Annotated in this window: 2 protein-coding genes; one reads left to right on the top strand and one right to left on the bottom strand. The window is 71.2% G+C overall.

What is annotated here, in order from left to right; translation table 11 throughout:
- Positions 1–75: 75 nt before the first annotated feature.
- Positions 76–1,173 (bottom strand): DUF1996 domain-containing protein, encoded by a 1,098-nt coding sequence (locus DVH02_RS33825; protein ID WP_114627653.1) that lies wholly within the window; start codon positions 1,171–1,173, stop codon positions 76–78.
- Between the two features lie 345 nt (positions 1,174–1,518).
- Between DVH02_RS33825 and gndA the strand changes: the two genes are divergently transcribed.
- A complete protein-coding gene (gene gndA, locus DVH02_RS33830; RefSeq protein WP_114627654.1) occupies positions 1,519–2,961 on the top strand; it encodes an NADP-dependent phosphogluconate dehydrogenase in 1,443 nt (480 codons plus the stop codon).
- The last annotated feature ends 26 nt before the right edge of the window (positions 2,962–2,987 follow it).

Consider the following 2,987-nt stretch of genomic DNA (forward strand, 5'->3'; position numbering starts at 1 on the left):
TGGGAGAGCGCTCTCCCACCGGGTGCGGTCACACCCGTGCGGGAGAGCGCGGTGGGGGGGGGAGGGGTGGAGGGATCAGGGCAGTTCGTAGTCGGCGTCCAGGGCGGCTCCGGCCTCCGAGTGCTCCTGGTCGTAGCCCCGGGCGTCGCACTGGAGACCCTCGACGACGCAGTGCTGGACCAGCGCCTTCAGGGTGGCGTCGTCCCAGGCGTTGAAGAAGTCGTAGTGGAACGAGTGTCCGGTGCCGCTGGAGAGTCTGACCTGCGACATGTCGCCGTTGACGGGCCAGGCCATCTTGAACTCGATCATCGGGAGCGCCACCGGGTGCGAGGCGGGGCAGACGTCCTGGTTGGCGCCCTGCGCGGTCGGGTAGGCCATGTGGCTCTGGTGGTTCGGGGTGTCCAGGTACTTTCCGTCCCAGCAACTGGGCGCCTGGAAGCGCAGGTTGAGCTGGACGTCCTGAGCTGTCGGGCAGTTCGCCGGGAATTCGGTGTTGTTGTACTGGTTACCGCACTCCCAGCCTTCCACCCACCCCCGGTGGCCGCGGAATTCGGCGGCCGACTGCGTCGGGCTGCCGACGACGAAGCGCAGCCCCTTGGGGAAGGGGCGGACCGAGCGGTAGTCGGTGACCCCCGACTTGTAGTAGATGGTCTGCGGGCCCACCGGACGGACCTCGGTGTTCCCCTTGTAGAGGGTCGGCATCCAGTAGGCGGACCTGTCACCGGGCGCCTTGCACGCCGTGCCGCCCGCGTCCAGCGAGGCCGTGGTCGAGTGGGCGTCGGTCGTGTTGTTGCCCATGAAGGTGTGGTCGTGCGAGGCGCCGGACTGCCCGGGGAAGACGATCGGGTCGTCGGGACGGGTGTGGGTGACCGCGCAGTTCGCCTGGAACTCGTGGAAGTAGCGGTGCGGCGGGATCTCGGCGGACGGCTGCACGCCCGTGACCGGCGGGTTCGCCGGGATGTAGCCGTCGCCGTCGGCGTCCTCCGCGGACGGCATGAGGGCGGAGTTCGCCATCGCGTGCCCCATGTGGGCCGCCGTCCCCGCCGCCGGGGCCGTGGCGGCCCCGGCGGCGGCGTCGCGCGGGATCGCGGTGAGCCCGAGGGCCACCAGGGCCAGGGCGGTGGCGACGAGCAGCGTGGACATCAGGGCGGTACTGCGGAATCTCTCGGCCATGCGGACCTCCGTGCCGCTTCAGCCGCGCGCGTCGGGGCGCGCGGTGGGGGGACAAGTGGATCTGGACCGTGCTGGACCGTGCGGCCGGTGCGGCAATCCGCGCCGGAATCACCGGAGTTGCAGCGGGAGAGCGCTCTCCGAGCGGTGTCAGTGTTACGCCGCCGCTGAGAACATGTCAATACTCTGTGAACGGTCCCGAGCCGGGGCCCGTCGGCCGTCCCGGAATGCGCGAGGTCCCGGGGCGCTTGACGATGAGTGAACGGCCGTGTTCAGCAGTACGTATCCCTCGGCGGAGCGCGGCACAGCGACCAGCACGACATCCAACGGACATCCAGGAGCACACGCATGAGTGGTACTGCCCAGATCGGCGTCACCGGGCTCGCGGTAATGGGCCGCAACCTCGCCAGGAACTTCGCCCGCAACGGCTTCACCGTCGCCCTGCACAACCGCACCGCGTCGAAGACGCGCGCCCTGGTGGACGAGTTCGGCGGCGAGGGCACGTTCGTGGCCGCCGAGTCGGCCGAGGAGTTCGTGGCGGCGCTGGAGCGGCCCCGCCGCCTGGTCATCATGGTGAAGGCCGGTGACCCGACCGACGCCGTCATCGAGGAGTTCGCCCCGCTGCTCGAAGAGGGCGACGTCATCATCGACGGCGGCAACGCGCACTTCGCCGACACCCGCCGCCGCGAGAAGGAGCTGCGCGAGCGGGGCATCCACTTCGTGGGCGTGGGCATCTCCGGCGGCGAGGAGGGCGCGCTGCACGGCCCGAGCATCATGCCGGGCGGCTCGACCGAGTCGTACGCCTCGCTCGGCCCGCTGCTGGAGAGGATCGCCGGCAAGGCGAAGGACGGCGCCCCGTGCTCCACGCACATCGGCCCGGACGGCGCGGGGCACTTCGTGAAGATGGTGCACAACGGCATCGAGTACGCCGACATGCAGCTGATCGCCGAGGCGTACCACCTGCTGCGGTCGGTGGCCGGCTACTCCCCCGCGAAGATCGCCGAGACCTTCAGGACCTGGAACACCGGACGGCTCGACTCGTATCTGATCGAGATCACGGCCGAGGTGCTGGCCCATACGGATGAGGCCACCGGCAAGCCGTTCGTCGATGTCGTGGTCGACCAGGCGGAGCAGAAGGGCACCGGCCGCTGGACCGTGCAGATCGCCCTGGACCTCGGCGTTCCGGTCTCCGGCATCGCCGAGGCGGTCTTCGCCCGCTCGCTGTCCGGGCACGGCGCGCTGCGCGAGGCGTCGGCGTCGCTGCCGGGCCCGACGGCCACGCCGCTGCCCGAGGCCGACGCGGCGCGCTTCGCGGACCAGGTCGAGCAGGCGCTGTACGCGTCGAAGATCGTGTCGTACACCCAGGGCTTCCACCAGATCCAGGCGGGCAGCGAGGAGTACGGCTGGGACATCGACCTGGGTTCGGTGGCCGCGATCTGGCGGGCGGGCTGCATCATCCGCGCCGCGTTCCTCGACCGCATCCGCGAGGCGTACGACGCGCGGCCCGACCTGCCGAGCCTGCTCTCCGACAAGCAGTTCGCCGAGGAGATCGGCGCGGCGCAGGAGGACTGGCGCGCGGTCGTCGCCTCCGCCGTCCACCAGGGCGTGCCGACGCCGGGCTTCGCGGCGGCGCTCTCGTACTACGACGCGCTGCGCGCCGAGCGGCTGCCCGCCGCGCTGACCCAGGGTCAGCGTGACTTCTTCGGGGCGCACACCTACCGGCGCACCGACCGCGAGGGCTCGTTCCACACGCTGTGGGGCGGCGACCGCTCCGAGGTGGCGAACGGCTGACCGCCGGACGCGCCGACGCCGGGCCG

Source organism: Streptomyces corynorhini (assembly GCF_003346515.1).
GTDB lineage: Bacteria > Actinomycetota > Actinomycetes > Streptomycetales > Streptomycetaceae > Streptomyces > Streptomyces corynorhini.